We start from the raw sequence: 19,805 nt of genomic DNA, 5'->3' as shown, positions 1-19,805 counted from the left end.
ACGGCCCGTGTACCGCTTGGCCAGCGAGACGACCAGGCGGAGGTTCGCCTCCAGGAGGTGGTTCTTGGCCCGCTCGCCGTCCCGGGAGATCCACAGCAGGTCGCGCTGCATGTCCCGGACGAGCTTCTCCTCGCCCTCGTCGGCGGCCCGCAGACGTTCCGCGGCGTAGAGCCCGGCCTCGATCCGCTTGGCCAGCTCCACCTCCTGCTCGGCGTTGAGCAGCGGAACCTTACCGATCTGCTTGAGGTACGCCCGGACCGAGTCCGCCGAAGCGGTCAGCTCGGCGTCCCGACGCGCCTGCTTGAGCGCCTCGGACTCCTCGTCGTCCCACTCGAAGTCGTTGTCGGTGGCGGAGTTCGCCGCGTCGGTCGCGGCGGCCTGGGCCAGCTCCGCCGGCTCCTCGACCACGACGTCCTCGATCTCGGCGGCGAGTTCCTCGGGATTGACCTCGCCCTCGGCGGCCTCGCCCTCGGCACCCTTGGCCGGCTTCGCCGCGCCCGCCGCAGCGGCCACGGTGGCCTTGGTGGCCCGGGTGGACTTCTTGGCCGGCGCGGCGGCCTTGGCGGCCACTCCCGCGGTGGTGCCGGCGGCCTTGCGCGAGGTCGCCTTCCGTGGCGCCGGTGCCGGTGCCTCCTCGGTCGCGGGCGCCTGCTTCGGGGCGGGCGCGGCCGCCTTCTTGGTGGTCTTGGCGGTGGTGGCCCGGGACGCGGGGGTGGCGGACCGGGCGGCGGCGACCCGTCGGCGGGTGCTGGCCGAGCCGTCGACCACGACGGTCACCCCGGCCTCGGAGAGCGCCCGCAGGATCTTCTTGGCCTGGGCCGGAGTCACCTCGGCGGACTCGACGGTGCGCGCGAGCTGGGCCGACGTGAGCTGGCCGCCAGCGCTCTGCGCGTGGGCGATCAAGGTGTCGGTGAGCGAGCGAACGTCGGCGCCGGTCTGGCGGGGTTCTGTCACGAATGACCTTCCGGAGGCGAAGAGCGAGCACGGCCGGGATCGTCCGACGCAGCGTGGGGCACCGCGCCGGGCGATGTGGTTGAGGAACCCCCGTGTCCCGGGCCGGCCGGTTGTCGGGCGGCCCGTGGCGCGTGGGCAGGGGTGAATTGTAACGCCGTCTGCGGCGATCATCCTGCGCCGCACGGCTGATCGGCGGCCGGGACCGCCGATTCGGTGCGCTTTTGGACTTTGTAAGGATGATACCTGCGCGGAAGCCGAATACCTGGCCGTGCGGGAAGGGGACGGACATGGAGCGCTCGGCGCCACCGCCACCGCAGCTGCTGGAGATCGCGATCGAGGTGGCCCGGGGCGCGGCGGCCACCGCGTACCGGATGCGCACCGAGGGCGTCTCGGTGGCGGCGACCAAGAGCACCGTCACCGACGTGGTGACCGCTGCCGACCGGGCCGTGGAACGCCAGATCACCGACGAGCTGCGCCGGCTGCGGCCGGACGACGCGGTGCTGGGCGAGGAGTACGGCGCCGCGGTGAATGGCGACGGCCCCCGCCCCCGGGTGCGGTGGATCGTCGACCCGATCGACGGGACCGTCAACTACCTGTACGGCTTGACGCACTGCGGCGTGTCGATCGCCGCTGAGCTGGACGGCGAGGTGGTGGCGGGAGTGGTGCGGAACGTCCACACCGGCGAGGAGTGGACGGCGACCGTCGGCGGGGGCGCCTGGCGCGAGGGCCGGCGGTTGCACTGCTCCACCGAGACCGATCTCGGTCAGGCGCTGGTCGTCACCGGCTTCGGCTACGACGCCGCGCGCCGGGTCCACCAGGCCCGGGTGCTGGCCGAACTGATCCCGCACGTACGCGACATCCGCCGCCTCGGCGCCGCTGCCGTCGATCTCTGCCTGGTCGCCGAGGGGCGGGCCGACGCCTTCTACGAGAAGGGCCTGGCGGCCTGGGACCAAGCCGCCGGCGCGCTGGTGGCCACCGAGGCCGGCCTGCGGGTCGGCGGGCTCAAGGGGCTGGCTCCCGGGCCGGAGATGGTCATTGCCGCGCCGCCGACCCTGTTCGACGCGTTGCACGAGCACCTGGCCGCGTTGGACGCCTCCGGCGGCCCCTGAGGGGGCCTGGCACCCGCTCAGCGACCGGGAGCTGGACGCGCGAGGCTGGACGCCGTCCGCCGCCCGTCAGCAGCTGGTTCGGGACCGCACCGGTGAGCCGTCGGCCGACAGCGGGCCGACGGTCAGTTGTCGACCACGATCGGGCAGGAACCGGGCGGTGCGACCGGGGCGCCCAGGTCGCCCAGCGACTGATTGACCTCGGTGGTGGTGGCCAGCTGCTGGAAGTTGCCGCCCAGCACCACGTCGACGATGTCGTCCTCGCGCTTGGCGTTGTATTCCAGCTCGGCGTCGCCGAGGAAGTACGCCCGCAGCAGGTGCGCCGAGCCGACCCCCTTCGGGCCGTAACGCAGGACCGCCACGTCGTCGATCTTCTTCTTCTGGGTCGCTTCCTTCTGCACCTGGAAGTCGCGGTTGCGGAAGTCGTTCCCGACGTCGGCGGCCAGCCCGGGGCGATCCGTGCCGTTGAGCACGTTGATCTTGACATCCTTGTGATCGCGCAGGGTGACGTCGGCGCGTGGCCAGTCGTCCGGACAACCCTCGCCGGCGCCGGCGTTACTCTGGGTGTCCTTGACCAGCGCCACGACCACGAAGAGCAGGGCGAGCACCGCCAGCATGCCGACGACAACGAGTGCTCGCACTCGCGCAAAGCTCATCAGGGCACTCCCGGGCATCGGTGGGTGGCAACGGCCGGCGATCGGGCCGTTCCGTCGGCCGTCGGGTACGCCGCTGAGGTTAACGGGTGTCCGACCGTCGCGTGGAAACAGTCCGACATGCCGGCGCGCCACCGGAGAACGGGGTAGTACTACCCCTATCTTCGTGTCGCCTGAGTCACATTGGGAACAACTTCCCGTGCAGGGGCGTACATCTCAGCCACGAGGGCGGTATACATGCCTCGCCCAAAGGGGGGGTAGGGTTCCGCGCTCGCCGGGGAGATCCTCTGGCGGTCTGGTCCGAGCGGTCGTCGGGTCAGGTGGCCGACACAAGCGGTGGCCGGCCAGCGGAACCGAAACAGCGTCGTCCGGCGTTACAACCGGAAGCGACAACATCGAAATGGGAGAGTGAAACCGATGGCCACCGACTACGACGCCCCGCGCCGCGACGAGGTCGATCTCGGCGAGGACAGCCTGGAAGAGCTCAAGGCCCGGCGCGTCGACTCACAGTCGGGCGCCGTGGACGTCGACGAGGCCGAAGTGGCTGAGAGCTTCGAGTTGCCCGGCGCCGACCTTGCCGACGAGGAACTGACGGTCAAGGTGCTACCGATGCAGCAGGACGAGTTCCGCTGCGCCCGTTGCTTCCTGGTGCACCACCGCAGCCAACTGGCGGTGGAACGCAACGGCGAGCTGATCTGCCGAGAGTGCGTCTGACCACAGGGCGACGACCACGACCATGGCGGCGACTCCCGAGTGGAGTCGCCGCCGCCCGGCTCGGCGAGCGCCACGCCGCACAACCTGGTTGACTCGATAGCCATGAGCGAGCGAATCGGCCGGCTCGGCGCCGTGGTGCGATCATGAGCGAGCACACCGAGCGTGCCGAGGATCCGGACGAGCTGGGGAAGACCGTGGCGGCACTGACCGCCGACGAGATCGAGCCGGCGAAACGGCGTCAACTGCTCACCCGCCTGGTCGGGCAGGCTCGGGCCCGGGGGATCGGCGACCTGTTCAAGCCGAGGGCCGCGCTGCGCTGGATGGTGGACACGGTCGCGGAGATCGCCCCGCACGTGCCGATCCGGGATCTGGCCACCCTGCGTCGGCACTTTCCCGGGCTGACGGATGAGGAACTGGCCGACCGGCTGGTCCGCAACGCGTCCCGGGCGACCGCAGGGGTCGGCGCTGCCGGCGGCGGGGCCTCGGCGGTGCAGTGGACGGTGACCCCGACCCTGCTGTCCGCCCCGGTACTGCTCGCCGCCGAGACGGTCGCGGTGGTGGCGGTGGAACTGAAGTTGACCGGCGAGCTGCACGAGGTCTACGGCGTACCGCTGCCGGCCGGCGGCACCGAACGGACCATCGCGTTGGTGCAGGCCTGGGCCAGCCAGCGCGGCGTCAACCCGATGATGCCCGGCGTCGGCGTGGGCGCCGTGCTCGGCACGGCTGCCCGGAACGAACTACGGGACACTATGCTCAAGCGGTTCGGCCGCAATCTCACCACGCTGGGGCCCTTCCTGACCGGAGCCGCGGTGGCGAGCTACCTGAACCGGCGGGCCACCCGGACGTTGGCCGACCAGCTCCGCGCCGACCTGCGCCGGCAGCACCGTGGCCTGCCCGGCGGGCCGCCCGCGCCGCCAGCCCTGCCCGGCTCGTCCTGACCGTCGACCCGGGGATCGGTCGGCGGGAGCGCCGTCGGTCAGAGCCGCACCGGCGCTCGACCGGTGGCGGGTCGGATCAGCGTGCCGCGTCCCGCGCGGCCAGCAGGGCTTCGGCCAGCTCGACCGGGTGCCGCGAACTGACCACCCAGAACGGTGTGGGGTCGGCCGGATCGTTCAGGACCACCTGGACGGCACCGGGGATCCACGGGCGCTGGACGACGAACGCCAGCGGATCGGCACCGACACCGAGCACCTCACGCCGTCCCTCGGCATCCAGCGCGATGGCGTCGGCGACGAATCGCACGGGCAGCCGGGCGTCGTCGACCCGCAGCTCTCCGTCGGCCACCGCGACCCGGATCCGGCCCAGCCACGCCAGCCCGGCGACGGCGGCCGGCAGCAGCACCGCGAAGGGCAGCCAGGCGCGCGCACCGCCCGCGCCCATCCACACCTCCACCGCGAGCAGGCCGGCGGCTGCGATCCCGGCGAACCACAACCACCAGGGCAACCGCAGACGCTCGGCGTACGCCGGGGGCGCCGAGACTGACGAAGGCGACGGTGACTGGCTCACTCGTGCCAGGGTACGGCGCGGCGGGCCACGGGTACCGGGCAGGATGACAGGGTCACCCCCAGCGGAACGGACGAAAGAGGGACATCGTGACCGACGTGGTGCCCGTGCCGGTCCGGCGGCTCGATCCCGAGCTGCCGATGCCGGCGTACGCCCATCCCGGTGATGCCGGTGCCGACCTGGTGGCGGCCGCCGACGTGGAGCTGCCCCCCGGCGGTCGGGCGTTGGTGCCGACCGGCGTGGCGATCGCTCTGCCCGAGGGGTACGTGGGCCTGGTCCATCCCCGATCGGGGCTCGCCGCCCGACTCGGCGTGACGGTGCTCAACGCGCCCGGTACGGTCGACGCCGGCTACCGGGGCGAGATCCTGGTCAACCTGATCAACCATGATCGGGCCGCGTCGGTGAAGATCTCCCGGGGCGACCGGATCGCGCAGCTGGTTGTGCAGCGGGTGGAACGGGCGATCTTCCAGCCGGTGGCCGAGCTGCCCGCGTCCGGACGCGGGACCGGTGGGCACGGCTCCACCGGCGGGCACGCCGGGCTGGTACCGCCGCCGGCCATGGACGGCGCGAACGGAAACGATGGCACCGTGAGTGCGAACAGCGGAGGTTGGACGCAGTGATCTTCTCCCGAAAGCGGGCCGCAGGACGGCACGCCCTTGACGAGCGGGCCCTCAACGTGCCCGAGACCGCCGAGGACGTTCCGCCGACCTCGGTGGAGCCGGCGCGCGGGCCGTACGACGTCACCGAGGCCCCGGACGGGGTGCAGCGGCTCGACCTGGGCAGCCTGCAGATCCCGGCGGTGCCCGAGGTCGAGGTGCGGGTGCAGGCCGACCAGCAGGGGGTGGTCCAGCAGGTCGTGCTGGTGCACGGCCAGAGCGCCCTGCAACTCGGTGTCTTCGCCGCCCCCCGTTCCGAGGGGATCTGGGACGAGGTACGCGAGGAGATCCGCCAGTCGCTGCTCGGCGACGGTGCCGCCGCGCAGGAGGCCACCGGCGAGTACGGCACGGAGTTGCACGCCCGGGTACGCACCGAGGACGGCCCGACCGATCTGCGGTTCGTCGGCATCGACGGACCTCGCTGGATGGTACGCGCGGTCTACCAGGGCGCCGCGGCCACCGATCCGGCCGCGGCCGGTCCGCTGGCCGTCTGTCTGGACGGGCTGGTCGTCGACCGGGGGGTGGAGGCCAAGCCGGTACGCGAGCCGCTGCCGCTGCGGTTGCCACGCGAGGCGGGCGAGCAGGCCACGGCGGCCGATCCGGAAGCCCGACAGACCGACGCCGCGTCCGCGCCCGGCAACCGCTGATCGACCGTCAGCGGACCCGGGCCCCGTCGAGCGTGCCCGGCACGGCGGGCGAGCGCTTCCGGTGCGCCGGAAGGGTCCGGTCGGGCGTACGCTGGCGGGTGCCGTTCCGGCAGCTGTCCGGCGGCGGTGGCTTCCGGTGCCAGCCGGTCGGCGTGGAGAGGGTGACGCGGAACTCATGACCACCGACGAGGGTCGGGGTTCGCTGCGGCGGATGTTGCGACGGCTGACCGCGAGCGAGGCCGAGATCGAGGCGCAGCAGTTGCAGCGGGAGAGTGCCCGGTGCGGCGCGGTGCCGGTGTTGCAGTGCGGGCGGGGGCAGGTGGTTTCGGTGAGCGGCCGACTGCGTACCGTCGTCTACACCCCTCGCACCAACCTGCCGGCGCTGGAGGCGGATCTCTACGACGGCAGTGACGTCGTGACCCTGGTCTGGCTCGGGCGGCGGCACATCGTCGGCATCGAGCCGGGGCGGCACCTGACGGCCCGAGGGCGGGTCGCGGTCCGCGACGACCGCAAGGTGATCTACAACCCGTACTACGAGCTGGAGCCGTCAAAGTGAACCTGCGGGCGTTGCGGATGGACAGCGGGCGATGACGACCGGACAGCACCCGGCGACCCAGCCGGAGACCGGGCCGGCGGACGAGGAGCGGCTGCCCACCGTCGCGGAGCAGATGGCCGACCAGCTGGGCGGTTGGCGCGGGCTGGCCGAGTCCAGCATCCCGGTGGTGGTCTTCGTGATCGCCAACATCGTCACCGACCTGCGGCCGGCTGTGATCGCCTCGGTGGCGGTGGCGGTGCTGATCGGCGGGCTGCGGCTGGCCCAGCGCCGACCGGTGCGGCACGCGGTGAACGGACTGTTCGGCATCGGGATCGGTGCCGCCATCGCCTGGCGTACCGGCGACGCGCGCGACTTCTACCTGCCGGGGATCCTCTACGGCATCGGCTACGGCCTGGCCCTGCTGCTGTCGGCGGTGATCCGCCAGCCGCTGGTCGGCTGGATCTGGTCGGTGCTGGTGGCCAAGGGCAGCTCGCAGTGGCGTGACGATCCCCTGCTGGTCCGCACCTTCACCCGGCTGACCGTGCTGTGGGGAGTGGTCTGGCTGGCCAAGGTCGGCGTGCAGGCCGGCATCTACCTGGCGGCCCGCCGGTTCGACCAGCTCGGCGACGAGGCCGCCGCCGCCGACATGGAGACCGCCCTCGGGGTGGCGCGGTTGGCCCTGGGCTACCCGCCGTACGTGCTGCTGTTGCTGATCACGGTCTGGACGGTGCGGCGGGTAACCCGCGAACACCGGACGGAGCCGCTGCCGAGCTGAGCCTGCCCCAGCGGTCGGGGGTGCCGAGGCCCGGCCCGGCGCGGTGGTCAGCGTGATTCGCGGGTGCGTTCGACGCTGTCCGGGCCGAGCACCACCGCCCGTACGGCGTCCTCCACCTCGGCGGTGCAGACGAAGACCAGCTCGTCGCCGGCCTCGAGCGGGTCGTCGGGGCTGGGCACCAGGACGCGCTTGCCGCGCAGGATCGCCACCAGCGCGGAGTCCCGGGGCAGTGGCACCTCGCGCAGCGGGTGCCCGACGTAGGGCGCGGTCGGCGGCAAGGTGATCTCGACCAGATTGGCCTCGCCCTGCCGGAACGTCATCAGGCGGACCAGGTCGCCCACGGTGACCGCCTCCTCGACCAGCGCGGCCATCACCCGCGGCTTGCTGACCGCCACGTCGACACCCCACTGCTCGGTGAACAGCCACTCGTTCTCGGCCCGGTTGACCCGGGCGACCACCCGGGGCACCGCGAACTCGGTCTTGGCCAGCAGCGAGACCACGAGGTTGACCTTGTCGTCGCCGGTGGCCGCGACCACCACGTCGCAGCCGGCCAGCTCGGCCTCCTCCAGGCTGGTCAGCTCGCAGGCGTCGGCCAGCACCCACTCCGCGTCCGGCACCCGGGCCGGCCGCAGCATTCGAGGCTGCCGCTCGATGAGCATCACCTGGTGGCCGTTCTCGATCAACTCCTGTGCGATGGAGCGGCCCACGTTGCCGGCACCGGCGATGGCGACCCGCATGATCACTGACCCCCTTCCGGCGCCGCCGCCACGGATGTGACCGCCGCCACCATGTCGTCGGTGACCAGCATGAAGACCTGGTCACCCTCCTGCACGACGCTGGACACGGTGGGCAGCGTGCCGATGCCGAACCGGATCAGGTACGCCACGCGGGCGCCGGTCGCCTGCTCCAGGGCCCGCACCGGGCGGCCGATCCAGTCCTTGTGCACCGGCACCTCGACGATCGAGACGGTGCTTGTGGGATCGCGGAAGATCTCCACGTTGCCCTCGGGCAGCAGGTGTCGCAGCATCCGGTCGGCCGTCCACCGGACGGTGGCCACGGTGGGGATGCCCAGCCGTTCGTAGACCTGTGCGCGGCGCTGATCGTAGATGCGGGCAGCGACCCGCACCACGCCGAAGGTCTCGCGGGCCAGCCGGGCCGAGATGATGTTGGAGTTGTCGCCGCTGGAGACGGCGGCGAAGGCGTCGGCCCGCTCGATGCCGGCCTGGCGCAGCACGTCGCCGTCGAAGCCGGCCCCGGTGACCGTGACGCCGGCGAAGTCGGGCCGCAGCCGGCGGAAGGCGTCCGCGTCCTGGTCGATGACCGCGACCGAGTGCCCCCGGGCCTCCAGGTTGTGAGCCAGGGTCGAGCCGACCCGGCCACAACCCATGATCACGACATGCACGCTGCCTCCCACGATGCGTACCGCTGCGCCTCGTCGCCTGCGAGCCTGCCACGTCGGGGCCGCGGACGGGGACCGACGGTACTCCCGCCCCGGATACGCCGGTACCCGGCCACCCCACGTGCCCGTTGTCGGTGGTCGTACGCTTGGCCGTTGTGGTCCGATCCACCTCCCTGCTGAAGCGGCTGCTCGTCGGCCGGCCGTTCCGGTCCGACCGGCTCAAGCACACCCTCCTGCCGAAGCGCATCGCCCTGCCCGTCTTCGCCTCGGACGCGCTGTCGAGCGTGGCGTACGCGCCGGACGAGATCCTGCTGATGCTCTCCGTCGCGGGCGCCTCGGCGTTCGTGTTCTCACCGTGGGTCGCCCTCGGCGTGGTCGTGGTCATGCTGACCGTGGTGGCCAGCTACCGGCAGAACGTGCACGCCTATCCGTCGGGCGGCGGCGACTACGAGGTGGCCACCGTGAACCTCGGCCCGCGTGCCGGTGTGGGGGTGGCCAGCGCGCTGCTTGTCGACTACGTGCTCACCGTGGCGGTGTCGGTCTCCTCCGGGGTGGCCAACCTCGGCTCGGTGATCCCCTTCGTCGCGACCCACAAGGTGCTCATCGCGGTCACCGCCGTGGTGCTGTTGACCGCGGTCAACCTGCGCGGAATCAAGGAGGCGGGCAGCGCGTTCGCCATCCCCACGTACGGTTTCATGATCGTTATTGTCGGCATGATCCTCACCGGACTGGTCCGGATCGTGGTACTCGGTGAGGACCTGCGCGCCCCCAGCGCCGACCTGGTCATCGCCGCCGAGTGGCACGACACCACCGGCTGGGCGATGGCGTTCCTGCTGCTGCGCAGCTTCTCCTCCGGCTGCGCCGCGCTTACCGGCGTGGAAGCGATCTCCAACGGCGTGCCGGCGTTCAAGGCGCCGAAGAGCCGCAACGCCGCCACCACGCTGCTGATGCTGGGTCTGGTCGCGGTGACCATGCTTGTCGGCATCGTCTGGCTGGCCCGGCTCACCGGGCTGCAGTTCGTCGAGAACCCCGCCCTGCAGATCGTCTCCGGCCCCGAGGGGTACGTGCAGAAGACGGTCACCGCGCAACTCGGTGAGACGATCTTCGGGCCGGGTTCGGTGCTGCTGTTTCTGGTCGTCGGGGTGACCGCCACGATCCTGTTCGTGGCCGCCAACACGGCCTTCACCGGGTTTCCGGTACTCGGCTCGATCCTCGCCCAGGACCGCTACCTGCCCCGGCAACTGCACACCCGGGGCGACCGGCTCGCCTTCTCCAACGGGATCCTCTTTCTGGCCGGCTTCGCGATCCTGTTGATCATCGGTTTCCAGGCCGAGGTGACCAAGCTCATCCAGCTCTACATCGTGGGCGTCTTCGTCTCGTTCACCCTCTCCCAGGCCGGAATGATCCGGCACTGGAACCGGCTGCTGCGCAACGAGCGGGACCCGCAGGTGCGCAGCCGGATGCTCCGGTCCCGGGCGATCAACACCTTCGGCATGACGATGACCGCCGCGGTGCTGGTGATCGTATTGATCACCAAGTTCCTGCTCGGGGCCTGGATCGCCATCGTCGCGATGGGCCTGATCTACGTGCTGATGCTGGCCATCCGCCGGCACTACAACCGGGTGGCAGTCGAGCTGGCCCCGGACGACGACGGACGGCCGGTGCTGCCGGCCCGCAATCACGCGATCGTGCTGGTCAGCAAGTTGCACCAGCCCACCCTGCGGGCGGTGGCGTACGCGCAGGCCACCCGGCCGGACACCCTGACCGCGGTGACCGTCAACGTCGACGACCAAGACACCCGCCAGTTGCAGGCCGACTGGGACCGGCGGGGAGTGCCGATCCCGCTGACCGTGATCGACTCGCCGTACCGGGAGATCACCCGCCCGATTCTGAATTACGTGGCCGGGGTACGCCGGGAGTCGCCGCGCGACGTGGTCACGGTCTTCATCCCCGAGTACGTCGTGGGTCGCTGGTGGGAGAACCTGTTGCACAACCAGAGCGCGCTGCGGCTCAAGGGCCGGCTGCTGTTCGAGCCCGGGGTGATGGTGACAAGCGTGCCGTGGCAACTCGCCTCGACCGCCGGCAAGGACCTGGACCGGATGGACGCCACGCTCGGCCGTGGGCCGGTCCGTGGTCCCCGCGTGGCGCGCGGTGCCACCCTGCCCCCGTCGGTCGAGCGCGAATCGTCGGACGGGGACGCCCGGTGAGCGGGCTTGAGGAGGCCGAGCGGGTCGAACTGACCGTGGCGGCGGTCGCCCCCGGAGGGCACTGCGTGGCCCGGGTGGACGGCCAGGTGGTCTTCGTCCGGCACGCACTGCCGGGAGAGCGGGTGCTGGCCGAGGTGACCGAGGTGCACCGGGGGTTCGTCCGGGCCGACGCGGTCACCGTGCTGGAGGCGGCACCGGACCGGGTCGACCCACCCTGCCCGTACGCACGACCGGGCCGCTGCGGCGGCTGCGACCTGCAACACGTCGCCCCCGACGCCCAACTTCGCTGGAAGGCGGCGGCGGTCCGTGAACAGCTCATCCGTCTCGGCGGACTGGACGAGGCCCGGTGTGACGAGCTGGACCTACGGGTGATGGCGTTGCCGGGTGGTCCGCTCGGCTGGCGGTCCCGGGTCCGCTACGCGGTCGACGCGGCGGGTCGTGCCGGGCTGCTCAAGCATCGCTCCCACGAGGTGGTGCCGGTCGACCGCTGCCTTATCGCCCATCCGGCGATCCAGGAGCTGCCGGTGCTCACCGCCGGGGTGAGCTGGCCGGACGCCGAGGCGGTGGAGACCGTCGCCAGCACCGGCGGGGACGTGGCGGTGACCGCCGTCGCGGCCGGGGCCAGTCGCCGGGTCAGTGGACCGGAACGGATCCGGGAGCGGGCCGCCGGCCGGGAGTGGGTGCTGCCTGCCTCGTCGTTCTGGCAGGTGCATCCCGCCGCTGCGGACACCCTGGTCGACGCGGTGCTGGAGCTGACCGACCCCCGGCCGGGGGAGCGGGCCTGGGATCTCTACGGTGGCGCCGGCCTGTTCGCTGCCGCGCTGGCCGGTCGGGTGGGCCAGGCCGGGCGGGTCACCCTGGTCGAGGCGGCTGGTGACGGCGTCGCGGCGGCCCGGGAGAATCTGCGCGACCTGCCCGCCGTCGAGGTCGTGGCGGCCCGGGTGGAGACCGCTCTGGCCCGTCGCCGCATCACCGGTCCGGTCGACGTGGTGGTGCTCGATCCGCCCCGGACGGGGGCCGGCGCTCGGGTGGTATGCGACGTGGTGGCCGCCGGACCGCGCGCGGTGACGTACGTGGCCTGTGACCCGGCGGCGTTCGCCCGGGACCTGCGGGTCTTCGCCGAGCTTGGTTGGCGGTTGGCGGCGTTGCGCGGGTACGACCTGTTTCCGATGACCCGGCACGTGGAGCTGGTCGGGCTGCTGGTGCCGGCCTGACCAGGTGCTCAGTACCGGTGGTCGCTGCGCCCACGCTGCAAGGTGCGCGAGGGCCGATAGACTCTGCGGTCATGAGTGTTGAAGAGGACACGGCCAACCACGGCCGGCTGCTGGCCACGGTGCACGGTCCCCAGGACGTCAAGCGGATGTCCGCCACCGAACTGGACATCCTCGCCGCCGAGATCCGCGACTTCCTGATCGCCAAGGTGTCGCGTACCGGTGGGCACATCGGGCCCAACCTGGGCGTGGTGGAACTCACCCTGGCCCTGCACCGGGTCTTCGACTCTCCCCGGGACCGGCTGCTGTTCGACACCGGCCACCAGGCGTACGTTCACAAGATCGTCACCGGCCGGCAGGGCGGGTTCGACCAGCTGCGCCAGCGTGGCGGGCTCTCCGGTTACCCGAACCAGGCCGAGAGCGAGCACGACCTCATCGAGAACTCGCACGCCTCGACCGCCCTGTCGTACGCCGACGGGCTGGCCAAGGCGTACGCGCTGCGGGGCGAATCGCGCAGCGTCGTCGCCGTGGTGGGCGACGGGGCACTGACCGGCGGCATGTGCTGGGAGGCGCTGAACAACATCGCCGCCACGGACAACCCGCTGGTCATCGTGGTCAACGACAACGGCCGCTCGTACGCGCCGACGATCGGCGGTCTCGCCCACCACCTCTCGACGCTGCGGCTCAACCCCGGCTACGAGAAGGTCCTGGACGCCGTCAAGGACGCCCTCGGCTCGACCCCGCTGGTCGGCAAGCCGATGTACGAGGTGCTGCACGCGGTCAAGAAGGGCATCAAGGACGCGGTCGCGCCGCAGGCGATGTTCGAGGACCTCGGCATCAAGTACGTCGGCCCGGTCGACGGGCATGACCTGGCCGCCGTCGAGACGGCCCTGCGGGCGGCGAAGAACTTCGGCGGCCCGGTGATCGTGCACGCGGTCACCCGCAAGGGCTACGGCTACCGCCCCGCCGAGGAGGACGAGGCGGACTGCTTCCACAGCCCCGGCGCCTTCGACATCACCGACGGCAAGGCCACCGCCGCACCGTCGGTGAAGTGGACCCACGTCTTCGCCGACGAGCTGGTCGCGATCGCGGACGAGCGGCCCGACGTGGTGGGCATCACCGCGGCGATGGCCGAGCCGACCGGCATCGCGAAGCTGGCCCGCAAGTACCCGGAGCGCACCTACGACGTGGGCATCGCCGAGCAGCACGCCGCCACCTCGGCGGCGGGCCTGGCGCTCGGCGGGCTGCACCCGGTGGTGGCGGTCTACGCGACCTTCCTCAACCGGGCCTTCGACCAGGTCCTGCTGGACGTGGCCATGCACCGGCTGCCGGTCACCTTCGTGCTGGACCGGGCCGGGATCACCGGCCCCGATGGGCCGAGCCACTACGGCATCTGGGACATGTCGGTCTTCGGAGTGGTGCCGGGCCTGCGGATCGCGGCACCCCGGGATGCCGCCACGCTGCGCGAGGAGCTGCGCGAGGCGGTCGCAGTCGACGACGGCCCCACCGTGGTCCGCTTCCCGACCGGCGCGGTCGCCGCCGATCTGCCCGCCGTGCGGCGGGTCGGGCCGGTCGATGTGCTGGCGGAGTCGGCGCGTACCGACGTGCTGCTGGTCGCGGTGGGCGCCTTCGGTCAGCTCGGCATGGAGGTCGCCGCCCGGGTCGCTGAGCAGGGCTACGGAGTCACCGTGGTGGACCCGCGCTGGGTGCGTCCGATCCCGGCGGAGCTGGTCGAGCTGGCCACCGAGCACCGGCTGGTGGTCACGATCGAGGACGGCGTACGGTCCGGCGGGGTTGGCGACGCGCTCGCCCAGGCCATGCGTGACGCCGATGTCCGAGTGCCGCTGCGGGACCTGGGCGTACCGCCCGGGTGGTACCCGCACGGTTCCCGCAACCAGCTCCTGACCGACCTCGGCCTGACCGCCCAGGGCGTGGCCCGCGACGTCACCGGCTGGATCTCCCGCCTCGACACCGAGCCGGTCGACCCACCCCGCCTAACCGCCAACCCTTCCCCCAACTAACCCACCCACCCCCCAAGCCTCCCTACCCCGCGCGGGTGCCTCGCGGCGTTGATCATGAAGTTGTTGTCACTGCGTCCGGCGTGGCGCGACAACAACGTCATGATCGACGCGTGTAGAGGGGGTGGGTTCAGCGGCGGGGGGAGCCGGCGGAGCGGTAGTGGGTCTTCTCGTCGGCGGCGAGGCTGAAGGTTTCGCGGCGCTCGGGCAGGGGGGCCACCACCAGCCCGGGGCGGTCGACCAGGCGGGTCGTGTCCGGCGGCACCGACAGCGTGGTGTCCTTGGTAGCGCGCCAGCTCAGCACGACCAGCGGCTGATCCGGAATCGGCAGTTCGTAGACCTGCAACGGGTTCGTCCGGTCGGCGGGGGAGAGCACCACCGGGCCATCGTCGGCGGGTCGGTAGACCACCGCGCTCATCGTGCCCTCGGCGCTCTCCCAGGTGAGCTGCTCCAGCTCGGCCGGCTCGCCACCGTCGAGGGACAGCTCGCCGAGCGTACGTACGGCGAGTTTCGCCATCGGCCAGGACGCCGGCACCGACTGCGGCACGTCCCGGTCGCCGACGCGCCGGAAAATGCTGCCGAACGGGCCGTCCTCGCCAGCCAGCAGGCAGGTGTCGAGGCCGGTCAGGGCGCGCCGGCCGGAGCCGCTCTCGTCGCGCACCAGCGGGTAGCGGGGGGCGGTGATGCCGGTGCCGAGGTCGAGCAACCGGTCGGTGGCACGGCCCCGGGGCAGCGACTCGGTGGAGCGCAGGGTGGCGGTGACCGTCACCGCCCGGCACCGGGGCACCTCTACCGGGTCGGTCAGGCCGTCACGGTCGGACAGGATACGACCGTTCGGTCCGACCAGACGCCGAACCCGTTCGGAGGTCAGGTAGCGCCGGCCGTCGGCGGCCTGGACCGGCAACACGTCGGAGTAGACCAGGTAGCCGGGGTCGGTGTACTCAGTGGCGTGACCGACCGTGTACCGGTCGCCGTCCCCGGTGAGCTGGAGCAGCCAGGACGCGGCCTCACCGGGTACCGACGCGGCGACCAGGGCCAGTGGTCGGCCGCCGACCTCACCGGAGAAGAGGATCCCGGACGAGGGTACGTGCACCCGGTCGTCCACGGGCGAACGCCAGTCGCGTACCGCCTCGGTGACGGCGGCGGTCGCCGCGGTGTCCTCGGCGAGCGAGCCGCGCGGCGGCCACACCGTCAGAGAACCGTCCATGCTGTCGTAACCGACCCGCAGGTCCCGTGCCTGACGCTCGGCGACCGGCCCGCAGGCGGTGACGGCGATCAGCAGGGTGGACAGGCCGGTGGCGGTCAAGCCGCGCCAACGGGCTGGAGCCACCTGTCACGCCCCCGATCGGATCGCGTCGTCGTGTCGGAGGGCAATAGTACGAGACGTCCCGCCGCCGCTTCGGGTCGCCATACGCTGCGTCGCGCGGCCACCACACCGGCCACAGGGGACACCGCGTTGACTTGGGGCATTTTCCCCACTCGGGTAGACTCCGCCGACTGTGACGCCTGCCGAGACCCGCGCTGCCGCGCTGCCGAGATCCGCCGACGTCGCCGACTCTCCCTCCGAAGTCGTCACCGTCGGTGATCAGGCGAACGACCGCGCGCGGTCCGCGCCGGGGGGCACCACGTCCGCCGCCGAGCCGGCCGTGGCGGAGACCGCAGCGATCGACGGGGCGGCACCCGCGACCGAGGCCCCCGCACCCGCGACGGAGGCACCGGTCACCGAGGCACCGGTTACGGAGGCACCCGAGACCGGGGGTGGGACGGACCGGCAGTTGACGGAGACCGCACCGGCCGACGGTACGCGGGGCGTCGATGCCGCCGACGCCGCCCCGGAACGCCGACGCCGGTTCCGGTGGACGCCCCGGCGACGGGACCTCGCGGTCCTCGGCGGGTTCCTGCTGACCGCGCTCTGGGTGACCAGCCAGATCTGGATGGACCCGGCCGGTCGGGTGGCATCGCTCTACAGCAGCGACCCGGCGCAGGTGCAGTTCTTCCTCGCCCACTCGGTGCGGGTGGTGCTGCACGGGGAGTTCCCCTTCTTCACCGAGCAGTTCAACTACCCCGACGGGGTCAACCTGATGGCCAACACGGCCATCCTCGCCCTGGGTATCCCGATGGTGCCGGTGACCCTGCTGTTCGGGCCGGCGGTGACGTTCGTACTGCTGGTGACGCTCGGTCTCGCCGGGACCGCCTCGGCCTGGTACTTCGTGCTGTCCCGGCACGTGGTGCGCAACCCGCTCGCCGCGGTGGTGGGCGGCTGGTTCTGTGGCTTCTCACCGGCGATGTTGTCGCACGCCAGCTGGCACCCGAACATCATCAGCCAGTTCCTGCTGCCGTTCATCGTGTGGCGGGTCATGGTGATCACTCGCTCGACCCGGCCGTACCGGGACGGCGCGCTGCTGGCCCTGCTGGTCACCGCGCAGGCGTTCATCAACGAGGAGATCCTGCTCTTCACCGCGATGGGCTGTGGGATCTTCCTGATCGCGGTGGTCGTCCAACGGCCCGGGATCTGGTCGGCGGCCTGGCGGCCGTTGGTCAAGGCGCTGGCCACCTGCACGTTGATCGCCGGCTCGCTGTTGGCGTACCCGCTGTACATCCAGTTCGCCGGCCCGATGGCCTATCACGGGCTCAGCGACGCCGTCCGTGACTACGGCAACGACATCGCCGCGTACTTCGCCCCCGGGTCACCCACCATCGGCGGCAACCAGCGGGCGAACGTCAACCTCGCCCCGAACTACTCGGAGGAGAACGCCTTCTTCGGGTGGAGCCTGGCGCTGATCGCGGTCGGCATCGTGCTCTGGCTCCGGCGGGAGGTGCTGGTCCGGGCGCTCGCCGCGACCGCCGCCTTCTACACCATCCTCTCCCTCGGTGAGCGGATCAGCTGGTGGGACCGGGAACTGGTCGTCGGGCCGTGGAACTGGCTGGTCCGGTTGCCGCTGCTCGACGCGGTGGTGCCGACCCGGTTCGGCATGATCACCAGCGTGGTGGTGGCGATCCTGCTGGCCCTGGCCATCGAGCGGACCAGCACCCTGTCCCTGGACCGAAGGACCGTGCGTACGCTCACCGCCGCCGGTCTGGTGCTCGCGTTGCTGCCGATCACCCCCATGCCGTTGCCGATGACCTCCCGCCCGCCGGTGCCGGACTTCATCACCTCCGACCGGTGGCGCGCCTACGTCGGGCCGGAGCAGACCCTGGTGCCGATCCCGGTGCCGAGCATGGGTAACACCCACGGCATGCGCTGGGCCGCCGCCACCAACCTCGACTTCAAGATCCCCGGGGGCTACTTCCTCGCCCCACGCAACGGCAACACCGGCGACCCGGGGCGCTTCGGAGGCCGGCCAAGCGGCATCGGAAAGTTGCTGGAGGAGGTCGCCACCACCGGCCGGACGCCGCAACTGGACGACCGTCAGCGGCGTCGGTCCCTGGACGAGTTGCGGTACTGGCGGGCGGCGATCCTCGTGCTGCCGGTCCGGCAGCCGCATTCGGAGCCGCTGCGGCAGACCGTCGAGCAACTGGTCGGACCGGCCCGGCTCGAACTGGACGTCTGGGTGTGGGACGTACGGTCACTCACCGACCCCCGGGTCTGATGTCGCTCGGTACCGTCGAGCGGGACGTGCAGGCCCGCGCCACCGGTCGCCGTTGGCGGCTCCGCCCGCGTACGCCTGACCTGGCGGTGGTGGCGGGCTACCTGGCGCTGGCCACCTGGCTGACCAGCCGGCAGTGGGGCCGACCGGACCGGCTGTTCCATCAGGCCGGCGACCAGATCCTCTTCGAGTGGATGCTGGCCCACGCCGCTCGTGCGGTGGCTGGCCTGGACAATCCGCTGTGGAGCGACGCGTTGAACGCGCCCGGCGGGATGAATCTGATGGCCAACACCTCGGTGCTCGGCCTGGGTGTCCCGTTGGCGCCGGTCACCCTGCTGTTCGGCTCGCAGGTGGCGTTCGCGGTGGCGGTGGTCGGATGCCTGGCCGGTACGGCCACCGCCTGGTACGTGCTGCTGCGTCGCCGTCTGGTCGAGTCCCGGCTGGCCGCCGCGCTCGGCGGGCTGGTCTGCGGATTCGCCCCCGGCATGGTCGCGCAGGCCGGATCGCACCTGCACATGGCCGCCCAGTTCCTGGTGCCGGTGATCCTGGCACTGGTGTTCGCGCCCGAGCCGGCCGACGCGACAGCGGCACCGGCGGGCGCCGGGCCGCGGGTGTGGCGGCCCGGTGTGCTGCTCGGTCTGGTCGTGACCTACCAGGCGTTCCTCGGCGAGGAGGTGCTGCTCCTGGTGGCGCTCGCCGCCGGTGTCCTGGTCATCGGTTACGCGCTGACCGACCGGGCCGCCGCACGCCGGCTCGCCCCGGTCACGGCCGGCCGGATCGCGGTCGGTGCGGTGGTCGCGGCCGCCCTGCTCGCCTATCCGCTGTGGTTCCAGTTCTTCGGCCCCGGCCACTACCGGGGGATGCCGTTCCACGCGTACGGCTTCCAACTGGACGCCGCCTCGTTCACCGCCACGGCCCGGCAGACCGTCTTCGGCGACCACCGTCTACCCGCTCTGCTGGCCCCCAACGCGACCGAGGAGAACTCCTTTTTCGGGCCGGGTCTGCTGGTGCTGGCCCTGGTCGTGACGGTGTGGTTGTGGCGTCGACCGCTGGTCCGGGCCCTCGCCGCCTGCGGGGTGGTGTTCGCCCTGCTCTCCCTCGGCCCCCGGGTACGCCTCGACGGATCGTCGACGGAGTTGCCCGGCCCGTACCTGCTGATCGCCGAGCTGCCCCTGCTCGACCATGTGGTGCCGGCCCGGTTCGCGTTGGTCTGCGTGCCGGTGCTGGGCATCCTGCTGGCCCTCTCGGTGGACCGGGTACAGCGGCAGCCGGCCACCGCTGGTGCGGGACCGGACGCGGTGCCGGTGCGGCTGCTCTGGGCCGGTGCGGTGGCCGCCGCGCTGCTGCCGTTGACGCCGACCCCGATCCGCGCCGTGCCGAACTGGCCGGTCCCGGCGTTCGTGGCGGAGGGGACCTGGCGGGCGTACGTGCCGGCAGGGCGGACGGTGGTGCCGGTGCCGCCGGTGACCAACGCGGGTCAGAGCCCGGCGATGCTCTGGTCCGCCCGGACCGGGTTGGCCTTCACCGCCCCGGGTGGCTTCTTCATCGGTCCGCGTTCCCCCGACGACCCGGCCGCCCGCTGGGGCGCTCCGGACCGGCCCACCTCCCTGCTGTTGCGCCGGGTGGCCGACACCGGCGAGGTGCCGCCGATCAGCGAGACCGACCGCCGGCAGGCGGTGGCCGACCTGCGGCACTGGCGGGCGGCCGTGGTGGTGCAGGGTGGACTGCACCACGGCGACCCGGTGCGCCGGACGGTCGAGGCGCTGCTCGGTCCGGCCCGGGAGATCGGCGGGGCACTCGTCTGGGACGTCCGGCCGCTGGTGGGTTGACGCGTCCGACG

The 19,805-nt window shown here is 72.1% G+C and carries 18 protein-coding genes; 12 read left to right on the top strand and 6 right to left on the bottom strand.

Annotated features, from left to right (window positions below):
- Positions 1-954, bottom strand: a 954-nt coding sequence (locus Vse01_RS27000; protein WP_275415543.1) for a sigma-70 factor domain-containing protein, incomplete at its 3' end; no start/stop codon positions are given.
- Positions 955-1,241: 287 nt separating this feature from the next.
- Here Vse01_RS27000 and Vse01_RS26995 point away from each other — a divergent pair.
- Positions 1,242-2,063 (top strand): inositol monophosphatase family protein, encoded by an 822-nt coding sequence (locus tag Vse01_RS26995; protein ID WP_093410333.1) that lies wholly within the window; start codon positions 1,242-1,244, stop codon positions 2,061-2,063.
- 122 nt (positions 2,064-2,185) lie between these two features.
- Here the strand turns inward: Vse01_RS26995 and Vse01_RS26990 are convergent, their stop codons facing one another.
- Positions 2,186-2,701, bottom strand: coding sequence for a LytR C-terminal domain-containing protein (locus Vse01_RS26990; RefSeq protein WP_170863611.1), 516 nt, complete (start codon positions 2,699-2,701; stop codon positions 2,186-2,188).
- A gap of 429 nt (positions 2,702-3,130) precedes the next feature.
- Between Vse01_RS26990 and Vse01_RS26985 the strand changes: the two genes are divergently transcribed.
- Positions 3,131-3,427 carry a DUF4193 domain-containing protein gene (locus Vse01_RS26985; protein ID WP_007075406.1) on the top strand — a complete coding sequence of 99 codons (297 nt, stop codon included), beginning with the start codon at positions 3,131-3,133 and terminating at the stop codon, positions 3,425-3,427.
- Positions 3,428-3,570: 143 nt separating this feature from the next.
- Complete coding sequence (locus Vse01_RS26980; RefSeq protein WP_093410338.1) at positions 3,571-4,365, top strand: hypothetical protein; 795 nt, start codon at positions 3,571-3,573, stop codon at positions 4,363-4,365.
- Between the two features lie 76 nt (positions 4,366-4,441).
- Here the strand turns inward: Vse01_RS26980 and Vse01_RS26975 are convergent, their stop codons facing one another.
- Positions 4,442-4,942 carry a DUF3093 domain-containing protein gene (locus tag Vse01_RS26975; protein ID WP_093410341.1) on the bottom strand — a complete coding sequence of 167 codons (501 nt, stop codon included), beginning with the start codon at positions 4,940-4,942 and terminating at the stop codon, positions 4,442-4,444.
- A gap of 77 nt (positions 4,943-5,019) precedes the next feature.
- Here Vse01_RS26975 and dut point away from each other — a divergent pair, with 77 nt between their 5' ends.
- From dut to Vse01_RS26955, 4 genes are all read left to right on the top strand, one after another.
- Positions 5,020-5,550 carry a dUTP diphosphatase gene (gene dut, locus Vse01_RS26970; protein ID WP_093410344.1) on the top strand — a complete coding sequence of 177 codons (531 nt, stop codon included), beginning with the start codon at positions 5,020-5,022 and terminating at the stop codon, positions 5,548-5,550.
- A complete protein-coding gene (locus Vse01_RS26965; RefSeq protein ID WP_093410347.1) occupies positions 5,547-6,233 on the top strand; it encodes a DUF3710 domain-containing protein in 687 nt (228 codons plus the stop codon). Before dut ends, Vse01_RS26965 begins: the two co-directional genes overlap by 4 nt.
- Positions 6,234-6,408: 175 nt before the next feature.
- Entirely contained in the window at positions 6,409-6,789 is a 381-nt protein-coding gene (locus Vse01_RS26960) for an OB-fold nucleic acid binding domain-containing protein (protein ID WP_093410348.1), read from the top strand.
- 31 nt (positions 6,790-6,820) lie between these two features.
- Positions 6,821-7,543: a DUF3159 domain-containing protein gene (locus tag Vse01_RS26955; RefSeq protein ID WP_093410351.1), complete on the top strand. Its 723-nt coding sequence runs from the start codon at positions 6,821-6,823 to the stop codon at positions 7,541-7,543.
- Positions 7,544-7,590: 47 nt separating this feature from the next.
- Here Vse01_RS26955 and Vse01_RS26950 read toward each other — a convergent pair whose 3' ends face one another.
- Together Vse01_RS26950 and Vse01_RS26945 are read right to left on the bottom strand one after the other, a co-directional pair.
- Positions 7,591-8,286, bottom strand: coding sequence for a potassium channel family protein (locus Vse01_RS26950; protein ID WP_093410353.1), 696 nt, complete (start codon positions 8,284-8,286; stop codon positions 7,591-7,593).
- The gene (locus Vse01_RS26945; RefSeq protein ID WP_093410355.1) at positions 8,283-8,945 is read right to left on the bottom strand and encodes a potassium channel family protein; all 663 of its coding nucleotides are present in this window, start codon (positions 8,943-8,945) and stop codon (positions 8,283-8,285) included. The genes Vse01_RS26950 and Vse01_RS26945 overlap by 4 nt, the downstream gene beginning before the upstream one ends.
- 152 nt (positions 8,946-9,097) lie before the next feature.
- On the opposite strand from Vse01_RS26945, the gene Vse01_RS26940 reads away from it, so the two are divergent.
- The 3 genes from Vse01_RS26940 to dxs all read left to right on the top strand — a co-directional run bounded on the left by Vse01_RS26940 (position 9,098) and on the right by dxs (position 14,381).
- Positions 9,098-11,149 (top strand): APC family permease, encoded by a 2,052-nt coding sequence (locus Vse01_RS26940; protein ID WP_093410357.1) that lies wholly within the window; start codon positions 9,098-9,100, stop codon positions 11,147-11,149.
- Entirely contained in the window at positions 11,146-12,363 is a 1,218-nt protein-coding gene (locus Vse01_RS26935) for a class I SAM-dependent RNA methyltransferase (protein WP_093410359.1), read from the top strand. The genes Vse01_RS26940 and Vse01_RS26935 overlap by 4 nt, the downstream gene beginning before the upstream one ends.
- Positions 12,364-12,434: 71 nt before the next feature.
- Positions 12,435-14,381: a 1-deoxy-D-xylulose-5-phosphate synthase gene (gene dxs, locus Vse01_RS26930; RefSeq protein ID WP_093410361.1), complete on the top strand. Its 1,947-nt coding sequence runs from the start codon at positions 12,435-12,437 to the stop codon at positions 14,379-14,381.
- 127 nt (positions 14,382-14,508) lie between these two features.
- Here dxs and Vse01_RS26925 read toward each other — a convergent pair whose 3' ends face one another.
- Positions 14,509-15,708 (bottom strand): hypothetical protein, encoded by a 1,200-nt coding sequence (locus Vse01_RS26925; RefSeq protein WP_093410363.1) that lies wholly within the window; start codon positions 15,706-15,708, stop codon positions 14,509-14,511.
- A gap of 445 nt (positions 15,709-16,153) precedes the next feature.
- Here Vse01_RS26925 and Vse01_RS26920 point away from each other — a divergent pair, with 445 nt between their 5' ends.
- Together Vse01_RS26920 and Vse01_RS26915 are read left to right on the top strand one after the other, a co-directional pair.
- Positions 16,154-17,968: a DUF6311 domain-containing protein gene (locus Vse01_RS26920; RefSeq protein WP_373870726.1), complete on the top strand. Its 1,815-nt coding sequence runs from the start codon at positions 16,154-16,156 to the stop codon at positions 17,966-17,968.
- Positions 17,968-19,794: a DUF6311 domain-containing protein gene (locus tag Vse01_RS26915; RefSeq protein ID WP_232511443.1), complete on the top strand. Its 1,827-nt coding sequence runs from the start codon at positions 17,968-17,970 to the stop codon at positions 19,792-19,794. The genes Vse01_RS26920 and Vse01_RS26915 overlap by 1 nt, the downstream gene beginning before the upstream one ends.
- Positions 19,795-19,805: the final 11 nt, after the last annotated feature.

The organism is Micromonospora sediminimaris (assembly GCF_016863575.1).
Lineage (GTDB): Bacteria > Actinomycetota > Actinomycetes > Mycobacteriales > Micromonosporaceae > Micromonospora > Micromonospora sediminimaris.
The sequence above is the reverse complement of the archived record's forward strand: the minus strand, read 5'-3'. Positions and strand labels throughout refer to the sequence as shown.

What these genes read in the sequence shown, in the direction of transcription:
- Vse01_RS26995 (WP_093410333.1), top strand. Translation starts at nt 1,242, where the DNA reads ATGGAGCGCTCGGCGCCACCGCCACCGCAGCTGCTGGAGATCGCGATC.
- Vse01_RS26985 (WP_007075406.1), top strand. Translation starts at nt 3,131, where the DNA reads ATGGCCACCGACTACGACGCCCCGCGCCGCGACGAGGTCGATCTCGGC.
- Vse01_RS26980 (WP_093410338.1), top strand. Translation starts at nt 3,571, where the DNA reads ATGAGCGAGCACACCGAGCGTGCCGAGGATCCGGACGAGCTGGGGAAG.
- Vse01_RS26960 (WP_093410348.1), top strand. Translation starts at nt 6,409, where the DNA reads ATGACCACCGACGAGGGTCGGGGTTCGCTGCGGCGGATGTTGCGACGG.
- Vse01_RS26955 (WP_093410351.1), top strand. Translation starts at nt 6,821, where the DNA reads ATGACGACCGGACAGCACCCGGCGACCCAGCCGGAGACCGGGCCGGCG.
- dxs (WP_093410361.1), top strand. Translation starts at nt 12,435, where the DNA reads ATGAGTGTTGAAGAGGACACGGCCAACCACGGCCGGCTGCTGGCCACG.
- Vse01_RS26915 (WP_232511443.1), top strand. Translation starts at nt 17,968, where the DNA reads ATGTCGCTCGGTACCGTCGAGCGGGACGTGCAGGCCCGCGCCACCGGT.